Origin of the sequence: Neisseria dentiae (genome assembly GCF_014055005.1) — a bacterium.
Lineage (GTDB): Bacteria > Pseudomonadota > Gammaproteobacteria > Burkholderiales > Neisseriaceae > Neisseria > Neisseria dentiae.
Genome location: NZ_CP059570.1, coordinates 986901 through 1004024 on the forward strand (window position 1 = coordinate 986901; position 17124 = coordinate 1004024).

11 protein-coding genes and 1 pseudogene are annotated in these 17124 nt (G+C 53.8%); 7 read left to right on the forward strand and 5 right to left on the reverse strand.

Annotated elements, in window-relative coordinates:
* Positions 1–2: 2 nt before the first annotated feature.
* Both H3L92_RS04690 and H3L92_RS04695 read left to right on the forward strand, forming a co-directional pair.
* On the forward strand, positions 3–2156 hold the full coding sequence (locus H3L92_RS04690) for a RelA/SpoT family protein (RefSeq protein WP_085365642.1): 2154 nt from the start codon (positions 3–5) through the stop codon (positions 2154–2156).
* Positions 2157–2304: 148 nt separating this feature from the next.
* A pseudogene (locus H3L92_RS04695) lies at positions 2305–2949 on the forward strand (IS1595 family transposase).
* Between the two features lie 111 nt (positions 2950–3060).
* Here the strand turns inward: H3L92_RS04695 and H3L92_RS04700 are convergent.
* A complete protein-coding gene (locus H3L92_RS04700) occupies positions 3061–4362 on the reverse strand; it encodes an aminotransferase class I/II-fold pyridoxal phosphate-dependent enzyme (protein WP_245945468.1) in 1302 nt (433 codons plus the stop codon).
* 187 nt (positions 4363–4549) lie between these two features.
* On the opposite strand from H3L92_RS04700, the gene ccoG reads away from it, so the two are divergent.
* From ccoG to H3L92_RS04720, 4 genes are all read left to right on the forward strand, one after another.
* Positions 4550–5974, forward strand: a complete 1425-nt coding sequence (gene ccoG, locus H3L92_RS04705; RefSeq protein ID WP_085365640.1) for a cytochrome c oxidase accessory protein CcoG — start codon at positions 4550–4552, stop codon at positions 5972–5974.
* Complete coding sequence (locus H3L92_RS04710) at positions 5971–6537, forward strand: FixH family protein (protein ID WP_085365639.1); 567 nt, start codon at positions 5971–5973, stop codon at positions 6535–6537. Before ccoG ends, H3L92_RS04710 begins: the two co-directional genes overlap by 4 nt.
* Before the next feature lie 304 nt (positions 6538–6841).
* Positions 6842–8710, forward strand: coding sequence for an NAD(P)-binding protein (locus H3L92_RS04715; protein WP_085365638.1), 1869 nt, complete (start codon positions 6842–6844; stop codon positions 8708–8710).
* A gap of 364 nt (positions 8711–9074) precedes the next feature.
* Entirely contained in the window at positions 9075–11354 is a 2280-nt protein-coding gene (locus H3L92_RS04720) for an NADP-dependent malic enzyme (RefSeq protein ID WP_085365637.1), read from the forward strand.
* Between the two features lie 63 nt (positions 11355–11417).
* Here H3L92_RS04720 and H3L92_RS04725 read toward each other — a convergent pair whose 3' ends face one another.
* Positions 11418–12881, reverse strand: a complete 1464-nt coding sequence (locus tag H3L92_RS04725) for an NCS1 family nucleobase:cation symporter-1 (RefSeq protein ID WP_085365636.1) — start codon at positions 12879–12881, stop codon at positions 11418–11420.
* A 45-nt stretch (positions 12882–12926) separates the two neighbouring features.
* On the opposite strand from H3L92_RS04725, the gene H3L92_RS04730 reads away from it, so the two are divergent.
* Positions 12927–13133, forward strand: coding sequence for a hypothetical protein (locus H3L92_RS04730; protein WP_085365635.1), 207 nt, complete (start codon positions 12927–12929; stop codon positions 13131–13133).
* On the opposite strand, the gene H3L92_RS04735 is transcribed toward H3L92_RS04730, so the two are convergent.
* From H3L92_RS04735 to allB, 3 genes are all read right to left on the reverse strand, one after another.
* The gene (locus tag H3L92_RS04735; RefSeq protein WP_085365634.1) at positions 13123–14178 is read right to left on the reverse strand and encodes an AraC family transcriptional regulator; all 1056 of its coding nucleotides are present in this window, start codon (positions 14176–14178) and stop codon (positions 13123–13125) included. The two genes, H3L92_RS04730 and H3L92_RS04735, sit on opposite strands and share 11 nt — an antisense overlap.
* A gap of 550 nt (positions 14179–14728) precedes the next feature.
* Positions 14729–15658: a carbamate kinase gene (gene arcC, locus H3L92_RS04740; RefSeq protein WP_085365633.1), complete on the reverse strand. Its 930-nt coding sequence runs from the start codon at positions 15656–15658 to the stop codon at positions 14729–14731.
* 76 nt (positions 15659–15734) lie between these two features.
* Positions 15735–17099, reverse strand: coding sequence for an allantoinase AllB (gene allB / locus H3L92_RS04745; protein ID WP_085365632.1), 1365 nt, complete (start codon positions 17097–17099; stop codon positions 15735–15737).
* Between the last annotated feature and the right edge of the window lie 25 nt (positions 17100–17124).

Sequence of the window (17124 nt, forward strand, 5' to 3'; positions counted from 1 at the left end):
GAATGCGTGCGCCGCAACCCACCGCCCCATACGACCCGTTAACGGCCGAAGCCCGCAACCTGCTGTTCCGCACGGCTTCCTACCTGAACGGCAAAGAGCAGGAACAGCTTGAAAAAGCCTGCGCCTTCGCTTTTCACGCCCACGACGGCCAAACCCGCAAAAGCGGCGAACCCTACATCACCCACCCGCTGGCGGTTGCCACGCAACTGGCCGTGTGGCATATGGACATACAGGGCCTGTGCGCCGGCGTGATGCACGACGTGCTTGAAGACACCGGCGTCACCAAGCTCGAAATGGCCGCCGAATTCGGCGAAACCATTGCCGAAATGGTCGATGGTCTTTCCAAACTCGAAAAACTCGAATACAACAGCCAAGCCGAGCATCAGGCCGAAAGTTTCCGCAAGCTGATTCTGGCCATGACCAAAGACGTGCGCGTGATTGTGGTAAAACTCGCCGACCGCCTGCACAATATGCGCACGCTCGGCTCGATGCGCCCCGAAAAGCGCCGCCGCATCGCGCAGGAAACGCTGGAAATCTATGCCCAAATCGCCAACCGCATCGGCCTGAACAACGCCTATCAGGAATTGCAGGATTTATCTTTCCAAAACCTGCACCCGCGCCGCTACGAAACCCTGCAAAAAGCCATGAAGGCCAGCCGCCGCAACCGCCGCGACGTGGTCGGCAAAGTATTGCGTGCCTTCAGCGTGCGTTTGGTTGATGCCAACATCGAAGCCAAAATCAAAGGCCGCGAAAAAAACCTTTACAGCATCCACCAGAAAATGCAGGCCAAAAACCTGCGTTTCGCCGATGTGATGGATATTTACGGCTTTCGCGTGATTGTGAACAGCATTCCCGCCTGTTATGCCGCACTCGGTGCCCTGCACAGCCTGTATCAACCCAAGCCCGGCCGTTTCAAAGACTATATCGCCATCCCCAAAAGCAACGGCTACCAAAGCCTGCACACCACACTGGTCGGCCCCTACGGCCTGCCCATCGAAGTGCAGATACGTACTTGGGAAATGGACGCCGTGGCCGAAGGCGGTGTGGCCGGGCACTGGATCTACAAATCCGGCGAAAGCACCGTCGATCAAGCCACACTGCACACCAACCGCTGGCTGAAAAACATTCTCGACCTACAGGCCGGCAGTGCCAACGCCATGGAATTTTTTGAAGCCGTTAAAGTCGATTTATTCCCCAACGAAGTGTATATCCTTACACCGAAAGGGAAAATTCTGGCACTCCCCAAAGGCGCCACCCCCATCGACTTTGCCTATGCCGTGCACACCGACGTCGGCCACCGCACCGTGGCAGCCCGCATCAACAACACCATGATGCCGCTGCGCACCAAACTCAAAACCGGCGATTCGGTGGAAATCATCACTTCCGAACAAGCCAAACCCAACCCGGCCTGGCTCAATTTCGCCGTTTCCAGCCGCGCCCGCAGCGCCATCCGCAACTACATCAAAAACATGAACCGCAAAGATGCGGTAACGCTTGGCGAAAACCTGCTGCAAAAAGCCCTTTCCAGCCTGCTGCCGCAAAATATCCTGCTTTCAGACGGCCTTAAAGAAAAATATCTGGAAGACCTCAACAACAAGCAAACCACATTTGAAGACGTGCTTTATAACGTCGGCATGGGCCACACCTTGCCCGTTACCGTAGCCATGCACATTGCCGAGCTGGCCGGCGAACATTTCGGCGGCGAAGTGCGTTTAAGCCCGATTAAAATCAACGGTGCCGAAACCGGCCGCGTGCATTTGGCACAATGCTGCCAACCCCTGCCCGGCGACGCCATCCGCGCCCTGCTGATCAAAGACCAAGGGCTGGTTATCCACCGCGACACCTGCCCCAATATGCTGAAAGCCGACCCGGACCAACAACTCGACGCCGATTGGGAAAGCATCACCGACCAAAGTTTCCGCACCACTTTGGTAGTCGGCTCCCGCGATACCCGCGGCCTGCTGGCCTCGATGGCTCAGGCGATTTCATCATCGGGTGCCGATATCGAATCGGTGGAAACACCGCAGAAACAACCCGGCACGGAAGGATTTATCGAGTTCAAATTCTTCCTGAAAGTGAAAAACACCGAGCAGCTCAACGATATTATCCGTGCCCTGCACGCCATCCCGCAGGTGCAGCGCATCGTGCGGGTTTAACGGCACCATACCGCATATACTGCTTAGGCCGTCTGAAATCGATTTCAGACGGCCTTAATATATTTGGGACTTAGGAAGCAAAATCACCAAATATAGTGATAAGCTTCTGAAATGAAATTAAAAAAACAAGTATCAAAAGTTCAGCAAAATTACCGAGCCCAAATTCCGTCTGATCCTGCGGCTTTTCGCCTTCTATTTGACCGCTTCCGATACCGCCAAACTGACAGGAATCAGTGTCAGAAGCATCAACAGCCTGTACCTGAAGTTGCGCCGGCGCTTAGCTGACGAATGCGAACAGCACACGCCTTTCTACGGCATCGCAGAATTAGACAAATCCTATTTCGGTGCAAAGCACACCCGAGTAAACGCGAACGCAGAACGGGCGGTAAAACCATCGTTTTCGGCATCCTCAAATGAGGCGACAAGGTTTATACCGAAATCGTTCCCGATGCTTCCAAAGCAATGCTGCAAAAGGTTATCAGAGGCCGTATCACGGTCGAGAATGTGAACAATACAGATGGCTGGCGGGGCTGTCATGGATTGGTCTACATGGGTTTTGCGAAACATTTCTCAGAGTGCATCGCGGCGACAATGAGTTTGTTCGAGGTATGCAACATATCAACGGTATCGAATCCTTTTAGAGCTATGCCAAGCATCGCTTGGTACAGTTTAATGGAGTGCCGAAACATACCTTTTACCTGCATTAAAAGAAACCGAGTTTCGCTTCAACCACCGACATGATGATCTGTATAAAGTACTATTGAAAATGTTGCGGCAAGACCCTTTAAAATGAATTTTGCTTCCTAAGCCCCATAACAAATACATATTTAGCCTATTTGCTGCTTACAGCAGATTCAAACAAACTAATTTCAGAAGACCTTTCTCAATACTTTGCATTACACGCTCAATAAACCGCCTTGCCGCTTGCCGACAAGGTTTCGGCAATGTCGTCTGCCAGCGTTTCGCAATCATGCTCGCTCAGGTTGCCTATCGTAATCCGGACCGCGCTTTGTTTCGATAAATTGAAAGTCGCACCGCTTTGCACCGCCCAGCCTTTGGCGGCAAGAAACTGGATCACCTGCGCTTCGTTATGAACCGGCAGCCAGATATGCTGGCCTTCGCCGTGTTGGCCGGGCACATGGATGCCGTGCCGTTGCAGGCGGCCAATCAGTTTTTGGCGGCGGGTTTGGTAGCTTGCGGCGATACCGGCCAACCCGCGCTCGCCCAGCCGCTGCCACAATTGCAGCGTGATATGCTGCAACAGTTTGCTGATCCAGCGCGGCCCCAGCGAAAAGCGTTTTTTCATGGCTTTTAAGGTGTTGCCGTTGCCTGCTGCAACGGCGGTGCGCATATCGGTGCCGAGGAATTTGCTGGTCGAGGTGCTGTATATCCATTCGTTGGCAAACCCTTCCATGCCGTGGAAAGGTTTCAAGCTGAGCGCCGCCCAATGGTCGTCGATAATCACCAGTGTTTTGTGCGGCGCCAGCACACGCTGCCATGCCTGCCAGCGTTCGCGGCTGTAACAGACACCGGTGGGGCTGTGTGCGCGGGCGGTGAGGATAACGGCTGAAATCTGGCTGAAATCTGTGTGTTCGGGAATTTTTGCGCCTTCTTCATCCATTTCGGCCGGCACGGCCTCAAGGCGCAAGTTGGCGAGCAGGGGCAGCAGGGGCAGCCAGCACGGGGTTTCCACCAACACTTTGGCGCCGGGCATACAGCGCTGGCTGAGCGCGCGTTCGATGATGTCCAAACTGCCTGACAGCAGCATGAGATCGGCTTCGATGCCGGTGTTTTGCCGCAACCAGTTGCGTATGAACGCCATCAGCTCGGGGCTGTCGCCGTGGCTGCCCACATCGGCGGCCAAATGGTAGCCGTTGAGCAGGTCGAGGGGCAGTTCGGGCAGCAGGCGGCGGTCGACATTGCCCGAGGCCAAATCCACCAAGCCCTGGGGAACGGCGCTTTCGGTATGCAGGATTTCGGTTTTTTCAGGCACGAAACTGCCACGCCTGCCGTCGGTGTCGATAATGCCTGCATCGCGCAATTGTTTGTAGGCCGCCGATACGGTGTTGGGATTCACCCCCAACTCTTGCGCGAGGCTGCGCACGGTGGGCAGCCGGTAGCCGGCAGGCCACACTTCTTCGCGGATAAGCCCCGCAATGGATTGGGCGATATTGACAGCGGTGCCGCCTTTGGGTTTTAATTCCACAATACAAAATCCTTTTTGTTCTAGTTCAAACTAATCTAAAGGATTTTCAGAAAGTTGGCAAGCATTTATTGGTAGTTTTTTCAGACGGCCTCTTCTTATTTTCAGGCCGTCTGAAAACCGGAAACTGTTATAATGCCGCGCCATAACGAAAATAACGCAAGCCATTACCAAGCTGAGGAACTCCGCCATGCCGAGCGCACCCAAAGGCCCAAACCAACCTAAAGAACAAGTTATCCAACTTTACCAAAGTGCGAAACGCATCCACCCGAAAATGGCCAAAGGGCGTTTTGCCAATTTGCGCCTGTTGATGATTCTGGCCACCCAGTTCGTGTTTTATGTGGTGCCGTGGTTCAACTGGAGCGGCCGCCAAGCCGTTTTGTTTGACATACCCGAGCGCCATTTCTATATTTTCGGCCTTTCGCTCGGCATGGGCGATTTGATTTATCTGGCCCTGCTGCTGATTATTTCGGCCTTCGGCCTGTTTTGGTGGACCACCATCGCCGGCCGCTTGTGGTGCGGCTACGCCTGCCCGCAAACGGTTTACACCGAAATCATGCTGTGGATAGACCACCTTGTTGAGGGCGACCGCAACAAACGCTTGAAGCTCGACAAAGAGCCATGGAACTTCCGCAAAATCCGCATCAAAACCACCAAATACCTGCTGATTTTCGCTGTGTGCGCCTGGACGGGCATCACCTTCGCCGGCTGGTTCACACCGATACGCGAGCTGGTTCCCGCCGTGTTCACCTTCACAGCAAGCGGCGGCGCGCTGTTTGCCGCCGCGTTCTACGGCTTCATGACTTGGTTGTTTGCCCATCAAATGCGCGAACAAGTGTGCCTGCACATGTGCCCCTACGCCCGCTTCCAAAGCGCGATGTTCGATAAAGACACGCTGATTATCTCTTACGACACCGAGCGCGGCGAACCGCGCGGCGCCCGCAAGAAAACCGCCAGCAAAGAAGAAACCAACCTCGGCGACTGCATCAACTGCACCATGTGCGTGCAGGTGTGCCCCGTGGGCATCGACATCCGCGACGGCCTGCAATACCAATGCATAGGCTGCGCCGCCTGCATCGACGCCTGCGACGAAATCATGGATAAAATGAACTACCCGCGCGGCCTGATACGCTACACCACCGAAAGTGTGCTCGCACACGAATATGCCGACAAAGACATCAAAAAACGCCTGCTGCGCCCGCGCGTTATCGGCTACGGCACCGTATTGTTCGCCGCCGTGATTGCCATGATTACCGGCATTTCCACCCGCGAAACCCTAAGCGTGGACATCATCAAAGACCGCGGCGTGATGGTTCGCGAAAACAACCAAGGCTGGCTTGAAAACGCCTACAACCTGCGCATCATCAACGACAGCGAAAACGAACAGGTGCTAACCGCCAAAGTGAGCGGCTTCGACGAAATCGCCCTCACCGGCCTGCCTTCAGGCGGCATCAAAGTGCCGCCCAAAGAAACCATTACCGTGCCCGTTCAGGTTTCGACCATACCCGAATACGCCGACAAAGGCAGCCACCCCATCGAATTCGAATTCACCTACCGGGAAGCTGATGGCGACACGCACACCCTCACAGAAAAAGCATCGTTTATCGGAGAATGACCAAAGTGCCCCAACAATCGCAGAAATCAAAAGTTTGGTATAAAGAACCCTGGCCGTGGCTCCTGATGGCGGGACCGGTGATTGTGGTGTTCGCCGCCATCTACACCTTTTATCTGGCCAAAAGCAATTCGGCCGACTTGGTAAGCGACGACTACTACAAAGACGGCAAACACATCGACCTGCAACTGCACCGCGACGAAGAAGCCTTCAAACGCAATATTCACGCGCAAGTGCTGATCAATCCCGACAAAAACGCCGCCAAAGTACTGGTGAACGGCAACTTCAACCCGCAGGAACCGCTCAACCTGGTGCTGATGCACCCGGCCAAAAAAGCCGACGACCAAACCGTGAAACTGCAACCCGCCCAAGGAGGCGCACTATCGGGCGACAAAGCCGAATACAACGCCGTTTTCAAACCCCTTCCCGCCACCCACCACTGGTATGTGCGCGTGGAAGACGCCGGCGGAAAATGGCGCGTGGAAGACAAATGGCTGGTGAGCCAAGGCAATGCCGTCAACCTGAAACCGATGGAAAAACTGCTTTCCGCTTCGGCCGCGCAATAAACCCGCAACGGCCGCTCCGGCCCGCATCAAAACAAATTCATCCCCGCCCCGAAAGGCCGTCTGAAACATTTTTCAGACGGCCTTTCGGTTCATGTTCCATTTACATTTTTATGCCATATATTTAACAAAGATAATGCTATTTTTACAGATTATCCACAATCAAGGCTAACTTTGATAAAATCACTACCGCTTGGCAATCAAATCATGCCGCTTGGGCCGTCTGAAAAGTAAACAACCGCCAGCCGTTTTCAGACGGCCTTAACCGTTCTTTCTGCAACACCAGCCATACCAACCAGGACTTTTTATGAAACGCAAAATTTCCCGCCGCACCTTTCTCGGCGGCTCCGCTGCCGTTACCTCCACGCTGATGCTCGGCGGCTGCGAAAAAATCTACCGCATTTTTTCTCCCGAATCCGCATCCACCGCAGGCCGTGCCGTCAATGCCGCCTACTATCCGCCCGCCCTGCTCGGCCTGCGCGGCGATTCCGAAGGCGTGCAAACCGCCGCCCACAGCATGGCACTGCAAGGGAAAACCTACACCCTGCCCGGCAAAGCCGACGAACAATACGATTTGGTTGTGGTCGGCGCCGGCCTCAGCGGGCTGACCGCAGCCTATCTCTACCAAAAACAGCGCCCCGAAGCCAAAATCCTGTTAATCGACAACCACGACGATTTCGGCGGCCATGCCCAGCGCAACGAGTTCACCGTCGACGGCCGCCTGCTGATTTCATACGCAGGCAGCGAATCCATCGATTCGCCCAAATCCGAATATTCCGAAGAGTCGCTCGCCCTGCTGAAAGACTTAGGCATCGACTACACCAAATTCGAAACCTATTTCCACCAAGATTTATACGAAAAAACCCGCCAGCTGAAAGAAGGCGTATTTTTCGGCAAAGACGCCTTCGGCAAAGATGCCGTTGTGGCCGGCCTGCCCGAAGCCGGTGAAGAAAGCGCGGCAGAAATCATCGCAAAATTTCCACTCACCGATGCCGACAAACAAGCACTCACCCTGCTCTACACCGACCCGGCCGATTACTTCAAAGGCAAAAACAAACGCCAGCGCACCGAAGCCGCCGAAGAAACCAGCTATTACGACTTTCTGAAAAACTACGCCAAACTGCCCGAAGGCGCGCTCAAATACCTGAAAAACCTCAGCTCCGAATACTGGGGCCATGCGATTAACGCCATTTCCGTGCAGGAAGCCTTAGACGACGGCTACCCCGGCGTGCAGAATCTGGGCTTGGAAGAAGACAGCCACGAAGAAGAGCCGTATATCTACCACTTTCCCGACGGCAATGCCTCGATTGCCCGTATGCTCGTGCGCAAAATGATTCCCGCCGTTGCCGCCGGCAACACCATGGAAGACATCGTTTTGGCCAAATTCGACTACAGCAAGCTCGATGCGCCCGAAAACAAAGTGCGCCTGCGCCTCAACAGCACCGCCCTGCTGCTGGAAAACAACAACGACGGCGTGGCCGTGGCCTATATGCCCCACGGCGGCGGAAGCCTCAAACAAGTTCAGGCCAAACAGGCCGTTTTCGCCGGACACAGCGCACTGGCCGCCCGCGTGATTCCGCAAATGCCCGAAGCGCAAAAAAACGCCGCCCAAACCAACGTGAAAGTGCCGATGATTTACGGCAAAGTGGCCGTGAAAAACTCGCAGGCATTCCAAAAACTCGGCGTGCACTCGCTCTATGCTCCCGATGCGCCCTACTGTTTGATCAAGCTCGACTATCCGGTCAGCATGGGCGGCTACCAATTCCCGCAAACCGCCGACGAACCCATGATTATCCACATGGTGAAAATCGCAACCGATTTCGCAGGCAAAACCGCCCGTGAAATGTATAAAGCCGGCCGCCGCCATCTGGCTGCCCAAAACTACGAAGCACTCGAAAAAGAAATGCTCGACCAATTGCGCAGCATTTACGCGGTGGCAGGCGAAAAGCTCGACGACGTGCTGGTTGCCGTTACCCTCAACCGCTGGGCGCACGGTTACAGCTACGAACAGGTCGGCCTGTACGATTCGGACAGCAGCGCCGAGAAGGCCACCGAAACCATGCAGAAACGCGTGGGCAACATCTTCATCGCCGGCTCCGACGCCGCATGGATGCCCTATGTGCACGGCGCTGTCGACCAAGCCTACCGCGCCGTTAACGAAGTATTGAAAGGTTAACCGCTTTACAAAGGCTGGGACCTTTGCAAAATTCTTTTCAGCATCTTAACAACCTCTGCGTCATGCTCGGGCTTGACCCGAGCATCTTTTGTTTCAAAAGAAAAAACAGATACCCGTATCAAGCCCGGGTTAAATAAATTCAGGGTTAAAACGTATTTTTGCAAAGGTCTCAGGCCGTCTGAACTTTCAGACGGCCTTTATCTTTATCCGCTCCCGCTGCCGTTGAAAACCGGGCAAAGCCGCAAACCACACAAACGGTGCGCTACACGCGGCAACATGATAACATTGCGTTTTCGAACAACAGGCCGTCTGAAAGCCGCAAAACCTTTTTCAGACGGCCTATCAAGCCCAGTCAGGATACATTATGGATGAACTAATCAAAGAAGCCGCCCTTCATTTCCACGAATTTCCCACACCCGGTAAAATCCAAGTCGCCCCCACCAAACCGCTGGCCACCCAATACGACCTGTCGCTGGCCTACTCCCCGGGCGTAGCCGCACCCTGTATGGAAATCTACAACGACCCGCTCGCATCCTACAAATACACCGCCCGCGGCAATCTCGTGGCCGTTATCTCCAACGGCACTGCTGTTTTGGGCTTGGGCAACATCGGCGCGCTGGCGGGCAAACCCGTAATGGAAGGCAAAGGCGTATTGTTTAAAAAATTCGCCGGCATCGACGTGTTCGACATCGAAGTCAACGAAACCGACCCCGACAAACTGGTTGAAATCATCGCTTCGCTCGAGCCTACTTTCGGCGGCATCAACCTCGAAGACATCAAAGCCCCCGAGTGCTTCTATATCGAGAAAAAACTGCGCGAACGCTGCAATATCCCCGTGTTCCACGACGACCAGCACGGCACCGCCATCATCACCGCCGCCGCCGTGTTGAACGCCCTGCGCGTTACCGGCAAAAAAATCGAAGAAGTTTCCCTGGTGTGCTCCGGCGCCGGCGCCGCCGCGATTGCCTGCCTCGACTTGCTGGTGGCACTCGGCATGAAACGCGAAAACATCACCGTGTGCGACTCAAAAGGCGTGATTTTCGCCACCCGCGAAGACCGCGAACGCATGGACGAAAGCAAACTGCGCTATGCCGTTAAAGACAACGGCCAGCGCGCGCTCGGCGATGCCGTTTCCGGCAAAGACATCTTCCTCGGCCTCTCAGGCCCCAACGTTTTGAGCACCGATATGCTCAAAACCATGAACGAACAGCCCATCGTGTTCGCCCTGGCCAACCCCACCCCCGAAATCTGGCCGCCCGAAGCCAAGGAAGCCCGCCCCGATGTCATTATCGGCACCGGCCGTTCCGACTTCCCCAACCAAGTCAACAACGTATTGTGCTTCCCCTTCATCTTCCGCGGCGCGCTTGACGTGGGCGCCACCACCATCAACGAAGAAATGAAGCTCGCCTGCGTGCGCGCGATTGCCGATTTGGCCATGGCCGAATCCAGCGCCGAGGTGGCCGGCGCCTACGGCGACGCCGACCTGACTTTCGGCCCCGAATACCTGATTCCCAAACCCTTCGATCCGCGCCTGATTGCCAAAATCGCCCCCGCCGTGGCGCAGGCCGCCATGGATTCGGGCGTAGCCACCCGCCCGATTACCGATATGGAAGCCTATATCGAAAAACTCACCCAGTTCGTGTATAAAACCAGCCTGTTTATGCGCCCCGTGTTTAACCAGGCACGCAAACAGATCAAGCGCATTGTGCTCACCGAAGGCGAAGACGAGCGCATTTTGCACGCCGCCCAGCAGGTTGTGTCGCAAAAACTGGCGTTTCCCATTCTGGTCGGCCACCGCCAAACCATAGAAGAGCGCATTCAGACGCAAGGTTTAACGATTCAGCCGGGTAAAGATTTCGAGCTTATCGACATCATCGAAAACCCGCATTTCGAAGAAAGCTGGAAAGAATACTACCAACTGCGCAAACGCCAAGGCGTTACCGAAGAAATGGCACGCCGCCGCGTGCGCGCCAACAGCACCCTCATCGGCGCGCTGATGGTGCGCCTGGGCCATGCCGACGGTATGCTGTGCGGCACCATGGGCCGCTTCTACGACCACTTCGGCATTTTTGAAGAAGTTATCGGCTACAACAACCCCGAAAAACACGCCTTTGCCATGAACGCGCTGATTTCCAACAAAGGCAATTTCTTCATCGCCGACACCTACATCAACGAAGACCCCGACGCGGAACAACTCGCCAAAGGCACGCTGATGTGCGCCAACGAAATAAAACGCTTCGGCATCAAACCCAAAGCCGCGCTGGTTTCCAACTCAAACTACGGCTCCCGCCGCGATAAAGACGCCGTTAAAATGCAACGCGCGCTCGAACTTATCCGCCAGGCCGACCCCGAACTGGAAATCGACGGCGAAATGCAGGCCGACGTGGCGATGGACGAAGAAATGCGCAAGAGCATCTTCCCCGAAACCACGCTCACCGGCTCGGCCAACCTGTTGGTGATGCCCAACGTGGAAGCGGCCAACATCAGCTACAACCTGCTGCGCGTTAACGCCACCAACGGCATCACCGTCGGCCCGATTCTGATGGGCATGAACAAACCGGTGAATATCGTTACGCCGATTTCCACCGTGCGCCGTATCGTCAACATGATTGCGCTGACTGCGGTAGATGCCCAACGCCAGTAAACCGCTGCCGATATAAACGGGGCCGTCTGAAAAATATTTTTCAGACGGCCCCGTTTATATATTTTATTCAGATATGTTTCTTATACTGAGGTGATAATAAAGAACCCCGCCTACTATGGCACTGATCACCAGCGAAAAAGGCGCCAAGCTGCCTATGGCACGCATTATCGGGTTGCCTTGCCCGAAATCGGCAAGCAGCACGATGCCTATGCTGAGACATGACGCAGGAATCATGGATTTAACCGCTGCACGGTTATAGCCGTTTTGATACCAATAAATGCCTTTGGGTGAATCGTCGAATAAATCATCAACTTGGATCACCCGTTTCCTCAGCAGGTAATAATCCACCAAAATGATGCCGTACATCGGCCCGAGCGTGCCGGCCAAAAGGTCGATGGTGTAGTGGATAACTTCGGGCGAGTTGTAGAGATTCCACGGTGTGATTATCACAGACAAAACGGCGGCAATCATTCCCCCGATACGCCAGCTGATGCGACCGGGATAAAGGTTGGAAATATCATTGGCGGCCGAAACGAAATTCGCCACAATATTGGTGCCCACCGTTGCGGTAACAAAAGTGAACGCCAGCAACAGCACAATGCCGATATTATCCATTTTGGCTACGATGCCCAGCGGGTCGATAATCATTTGGCCGAAAATAACAGGCGTTCCCGTTATGGTGATGATTACCGTGAGAGCAAAAGCAGTGAAGTTAACCGGCAGCCCCCATATATTACCGATTCTCACATCTTTCATACTGCGGCAGTAACGCGAAAAGTCGCCGAAATTCAAGGTCGGCCCGGCAAAATAGTTAACAATCAGCGACATACCAACCAGCATCGCGCCGATAGTGCGCCAAAAGTCGAGCTTTTCGGAAGAAAGCGAAAAACTGATGTTCTCCCAACCGGCCTTATACACAATCCACAGCATCAACAGAAACATCACGATGTAAACAGCAGGGCCGGAATAATCCAAAAACACCCGGATGGCTTCCATTTTCATTAAAAACAAAGCCGTTTGCGCCGTCCACATAATGAAAAAGCTGAACCATCCCAAATAGGAAAGATTTAAAAACAAAGGTTCCTGCCACGCCGCCAAATGCGGGAAAAACTTAAGCAGAATAATAGTTAAGGCAACCGATGCCAGGTAAGTCTGTATGCCGTACCAAACAATAGCGATAATGCCGCGCAACAGTGCCGGAATATTGGCACCGTAAACGCCGAACGACATCCGTGCAATCACGGGGTAAGGCACACCTGCCGACTGGCTCGGTTTGGCCAGCAAGTTGGCAAGCACCATCACGATAGAAATACCGGCAACGAGCGTGATCAAAATCTGCCATGACGTCAAACCCAGCGCGAACAGCGTGCCGGCGAAAATATAACCGCCCACGCTGTGCACATCCGACATCCAAAACGCAAAAATGTTATACCAGTTCCAATTTTGCTTGGCCGGCAGCAAATCATCGTTACACAACCTGGGGTTATCCGGCTTTATCGATTTCAGCTTCTTGATGTAGGCTGGCATACCAATTCCTTTTCAAAAGCGATACACAAATAAAACACGAACGGCATGGATAAAGCCACCGTTGCAGCTAAAATGCGCTTACCTGTACTATATAAAAGCGGGGCGGCTTACACCCTGTCAGCTTGCGACAACAACCTGTTAATCCGCGCCACCCCGTATGCCTTTCAATATCAAAACGGCAAGAGCGGGATTGTTTCTGAAAAAACAATCCCGCTCTTGCCGTTTGCAGCTTCAGTGAGCTTTATACGCTGATTAACAGGCTGTTTTCCCTATGTTTTACAGGCGAACAGCCAAACCAGCGGTGGCAGGCACGGATAAAATTGCTCAAATCGGAAAAGCCCAATCTGAAGCCGATTTCGGTAATACTCAAATCACTGTGCATCAACAGATCGTGAGCCATTTCATAGCGGGCCTTGTCCAGCAAACCGTTAAACGAATGGCCTTCTTCCCGCAGCCGCCGTTGCAGCGTGCGGGGCGACAAATGGAGCAAGTCTGCCACCGTGCACAACCTCGGCTCGCCGGTTTGCAGCTCTTCCCTGATCAGCATATCCACCCTGTCGGCAATATCCATATTGTTCAGGCGGTTGAGATAACGGCCCACTACCGCCGCATTGATATCCATCAGCTGGCGGTTGGCGCCGGCATAAGGCTCGATGGTGTCTTCATAGGCAAATGAAATCGAATCTTTCTCACACCCCAAATTTACGGGAACGCGGAAATAATCATCGAGCCGGGCCGCATCACTGTTTACGCCCAAAGACAAAGTAACCGACAGCGGCCGCACCAAATGCTGCGACAAACTGCACGCCTGCCGGTAAATAAACGCCAACACCGCCAAGCGTGCCGAGTTCATCGGCTCTGCGCCTCCGTCGGAACGCAACACCAGCTTGGTTCCCTTCAGATCGGGCGGGTGGTCGAAACTGATGTTCATCGTGGTGGAAATAATCTTGCAATAGCGCACCATAATCATCATCAGATCAGACAGCGAACCGCATGAAATCATGGCCAGCCCGAGGCCTTGCAATGCCGGCGCTTGGATTTCTTTGCCCACGGTCAAACCGAACAAAGGATCTCCGGTAGCCTGAATCAACCCGTCCCACAGGCGGCGCACGCCTGCTACGGGATAACGCGCATCCGGTATATGTAGCAGCCTGGCATCCAATCCCGAAGCAATCAGCAAAGGAACGGGATCGACACCGTAACCCCGCGCAGTCTGGCAAACAGACGATACCCAACTCACCAAAACGCTGTGCCCGGTAACTTTGGTACACACCGTTTCACTTGCTTCAGCAGCCATAGCCCCTCCTTTTCGGGTTGCCGTACCAGCCTTCCAAACAAATGTAAATCCGATATTCCGTTTTAACCGATTATATGCGCAAACCCTTGCCGAATATTCGAAATATGCTTAAAAATTAAAAAATATATATAAAAATTAGCAAATTAATAGCATACTATGCTACCTATTTACAATAAATGACAAAATAATCGCAAAAGAAAAAAATCCCAAACAACCTCTCCCAAGCAGGTTTAAAACCTTATGCCGCAACCTTTCAAAATTTATTCCGGTTGAAACCTTTGTAAAAATACCTTAAGGCCGTCTGAAATGCTTAAATACCGTCATTCCCGCGTAGGCGGGAATCCAAATGGAAATATTAAAGTATCAATCAAACAAATACTTGAATGCCAGACACCTGGATTCCCGCCTACGCGGGAATGACGGAGCAGGTTTTGTTAGTTGGCACTGAATTTTGCAAATGTCTCAGGCCGTCTGAAAATATCTTCAGACGGCCTGCCGTAATGTGCCGTTAATGCTTGAATAAATATCCCTTTTATACCCAGCGCTTATATCACACACATTCTATGCCGTTTACGGCCATACTGATACGCGTACCTGCCTCCCCCGCCGCAATACGTTCGATATCGCGCAAAGCACCGATTACCGCGGTTTTGCCGGTTGAACGGGCAAAATTGACCGCCGCCTGAACTTTCGGCCCCATCGAGCCTGCGGCAAAATCGATTTTTTCGATTTCATCGGGGTTTGCCGCCTGCACAAGGCGCTGTTTTTCCGTGCCCCAGTCAAGATAAACACCATCAATGTCGGTGGCGATAACCAACATATCGGCTTCTACCGAAGCGGCCAGCAAAGCTGTGGCCAAGTCTTTGTCGATCACGGCCTCGGCACCGCACAATCTTCCCGATTCGTCGTAATAGGTGGGAATCCCGCCGCCGCCCGCACAAATCAATATATAGTTGTGCTCGATAAGGGTTTTCAACGGCTTAAGCCCGAAAATACGCGTGGGCAGCGGGCTGGGAACAACGCGGCGGTATTTATCGTTGTCTTGGGCCATCGTCCAGCCTTTTTCGGCGGCGACAGCATCGGCCTCTTCTTTGCTGTAGACGGGGCCGACGGGCTTGCTCGGCTTTTGGAAGGCAGGGTCTTTGGGATCCACTTCGGTTTGGGTTAATACGGTGGTCAGCGAAGCCTCTTTGGGCACGAAATTGACCAGCTCCTGCTGGATCATATAGCCGATCATGCCGACCGATTCCGCACCCAAAACATCAAGCGGATACATGGGCACATCTTTATAGGCATTGCTCTGCAAAGCCATCAGGCCGACTTGCGGCCCGTTGCCGTGGGTAATGATAAGTTGGTTGCCCGGATAGATTTTGGCGATTTGTTCGCAGGCGGTTCGCACGTTGGCGCGCTGGTTGGCGGAAGTTAACGGCTCTCCGCGTTTGAGCAGGGCATTGCCGCCCAATGCAATAACGATTCTCATGGTTAATCCTTTGCATAAAATATTTCAGACGGCCTTTCTCTTGTTCTTTCATACGCCCAAAGGCCGTCTGAACAGGTTAAAGCTGTTTGAGCAGGCGCGCCGGTTTGCCTTGTGCGCCGCCGGCGATGCCGCCTTCCAGCGTATAGATTTCCCGCCCGCGCAAAAAGGTGTGGGTGATGCGGCAGCCGATTTCCCAACCTTCATAGGCGCTGATTTTGTTTTTATACAAGAGTTTGTCGGCAGTAACCGTGTAAGACTGATTGGGGTCTAAAATCACAATATCACCGTCTTTGCCCAAACTGAGTGCGCCTTTGTCTATCAAACCGAAACGGTTGGCGGGCCGGGTAGCCAATGCGTTCATCAGCGTAACGGGGCTGATGTTGCGCTGTTTCACAGCCGCATCAAACATGGCATCCACGCTGTTTTGGCAACCGCTGATGCCGCCCCAGGCTTTAAACGCGTTCGGATCGGCTTTCAAATCGGGCGTGCACGGCGAATGGTCGGAGCCGATGATGTCGAGCACACCTGCTTCCAGCAATTGCCACATTTTCTGCTGGTGCGCCCTGTCGCGTATCGGCGGCGAGCATTTGGCCTTGGCGCCGATGGCATCCAAATCTTCGGTGGCCAGCAATAAATAATGCGGGCAGCTTTCAAAGCTGGCATCCACCCCGCGCGCCTGCGCTTCCAACACGGCTTCGACGGCTTCGTGGCAGCTGCAATGGGCAATATGCACGCGGCAGCCGGTTTGTTCGGCAAAATAGAGCACGCGGCGGACAGCTTCGACTTCGGTGAAAATCGGCCTGCTGGCCACATAGTCCGACACCAGCGTTTTGCCTTCTGCTTTGGCTTTTCTGCCCAATTCGTCGGTGATTGCGGCATTTTCACAGTGCACCACCAGCAAATCTCCGGTTTCGGCCAGAATCTGCATACCGGTATAGAGTTCGTAGTCGTTCACATCTTTAAAATCGCCGGGCTTGTTGGAGCCGCAGGTGGCAACGAATGCTTTGAATGCCGCCACGCCGGCCTGCGACAGGGCTTTCAAATCGTTGAGGTTGTGCGGCACCAGCCCGCCGAAAAACACATAGTCCACATAATTCTGATCTTTTGCGGCTTGGCGTTTGATTTCCAAGCTTGCCAAATCTATGGTGGCCGGCAGGGTATTGAGCGGCATTTCCACATAGGAAGTCGTGCCGCCCGCCGCCATCGCCTGCGTGCCGGTGGCGTAGCCTTCCCATTCGGTCCGGCCCGGCTCGGAAATATGCATGTGCACATCGACCATACCGGGCAACACATAACAGTGGCGGGCATCGACGGTTTTTGCGGCGCCGCCCTCAAGCCTGGGCGCAATGGCGGCGATTTTTCCGTCTTTCACCGCGATATCGCCGTGCAGCATTTGCTCCGGCAAAACCAACAAGCCGTTTTTAATCAATAAATCATACATTTCGATCTCCTTTTTTTCAGACGGC

Bases quoted from the DNA above. Each gene is read 5' to 3' on its own strand.
- H3L92_RS04690 (WP_085365642.1), top strand. From the start codon at position 3: ATGCGTGCGCCGCAACCCACCGCCCCATACGACCCGTTAACGGCCGAA.
- ccoG (WP_085365640.1), top strand. From the start codon at position 4,550: ATGCCGAGCGCACCCAAAGGCCCAAACCAACCTAAAGAACAAGTTATC.
- H3L92_RS04710 (WP_085365639.1), top strand. From the start codon at position 5,971: ATGACCAAAGTGCCCCAACAATCGCAGAAATCAAAAGTTTGGTATAAA.
- H3L92_RS04715 (WP_085365638.1), top strand. From the start codon at position 6,842: ATGAAACGCAAAATTTCCCGCCGCACCTTTCTCGGCGGCTCCGCTGCC.
- H3L92_RS04720 (WP_085365637.1), top strand. From the start codon at position 9,075: ATGGATGAACTAATCAAAGAAGCCGCCCTTCATTTCCACGAATTTCCC.
- H3L92_RS04725 (WP_085365636.1), bottom strand. From the start codon at position 12,881: ATGCCAGCCTACATCAAGAAGCTGAAATCGATAAAGCCGGATAACCCC.
- H3L92_RS04730 (WP_085365635.1), top strand. From the start codon at position 12,927: ATGGATAAAGCCACCGTTGCAGCTAAAATGCGCTTACCTGTACTATAT.
- H3L92_RS04735 (WP_085365634.1), bottom strand. From the start codon at position 14,178: ATGGCTGCTGAAGCAAGTGAAACGGTGTGTACCAAAGTTACCGGGCAC.
- arcC (WP_085365633.1), bottom strand. From the start codon at position 15,658: ATGAGAATCGTTATTGCATTGGGCGGCAATGCCCTGCTCAAACGCGGA.
- allB (WP_085365632.1), bottom strand. From the start codon at position 17,099: ATGTATGATTTATTGATTAAAAACGGCTTGTTGGTTTTGCCGGAGCAA.